The organism is Moorena sp. SIO4E2 (genome assembly GCF_010671945.1).
GTDB lineage: Bacteria > Cyanobacteriota > Cyanobacteriia > Cyanobacteriales > Coleofasciculaceae > Moorena > Moorena producens.
This window is the reverse complement of record NZ_JAAHIE010001400.1, coordinates 1-1,090: the sequence shown is the minus strand read 5'-3', so window position 1 is coordinate 1,090 and position 1,090 is coordinate 1. Positions and strand designations below refer to the sequence as shown.

Sequence of the window (1,090 nt, the reverse complement as noted above, 5' to 3'; positions counted from 1 at the left end):
GTTAGTTTCCGATGATTCAGACTTACAGACTTTATCATCGACAACTAAAATCTCAGGGCCTTTTCAGTTGATTTTTGGTACTCCCAATCCTGACTTTTTATTGGGTACTAGCAACAACGATTTAATCCTGGGACTTGAGGGAGATGACATCATTATAGGACTTGAGGGCAATGACCTTCTCTTTGGTCAAGAGGGAAATGACATTCTTATCGGCGGCTCAGGTAACGATTTTCTGTTTGGGGGCTCAGGTAATGATGTTCTCTCTGGCGACTCAGGTCACGATTGTCTGTTTGGGGGCTCAGGTGAAGACACTCTGTTTGGGGGCTCAGGTAACGACTCTCTGTTTGGGGGCTTAGGTAACGACTCCCTGTCTGGGGGCTTAGATAATGACACTCTTCTGGGTGGCTCAGGTAATGACTCCCTGTCTGGGGACTCAGGTAACGACTCTCTTCGAGGTGGCTTAGGTAATGACTCTCTGTTTGGTGGCTCTGGTAATGATACCATCGTAGGTGTCGATCCCACCAGTAGCAATCCAGGTGTTAATGAAATTGATATCTTAACCGGAGGAGCTGGTGCTGATACATTTGTGCTTGGAGATAGCAGCAATGCTTACTATGTTGGGCAAGGATGGTTTGGTTTCAATGATTACGCTGTAATTACGGATTTCGAATCTGGTACGGATACAATTCAACTCCATGGAGCAATCGGCGACTATATCTTTGGGGCTAACTTTATCTCTATGAATACTCCTTCCCTGGAGGTTATTGCTATAGTTACTGATACCTATACAACAGCCGATCTGATCTTTGTATAACGACTAGTACACGGTGGGGGAAACAACTGACTAGTTAAAATCTCCTTGATTTGATTAGTTTCCTGTTCTGTGTTTTCATCCTAAGGTGGGCAGTGCCTAGGCCGTGTTTTCAAAGTTTTCCGCAAGATTTAGATCCCCCCCAACCCCCCGCGCGGAAGGGGGGAGCCATTCTCAAAGTCCCCCTTTTTTAAGGGGGATTTAGGGGGATCTCCGAGTTTGAAAACACGCCCTAGTAATGCTATGGCTTGGTGAATTGGTCTGGTTCACTGCCCACCC

General features: G+C 46.3%; 1 protein-coding gene. It reads left to right on the top strand.

Annotated features, from left to right (window positions below):
- A partial coding sequence (locus F6K37_RS43990) for a calcium-binding protein (RefSeq protein WP_287257427.1) occupies positions 1–814 on the top strand: 814 nt, incomplete at its 5' end.
- Between the last annotated feature and the right edge of the window lie 276 nt (positions 815–1,090).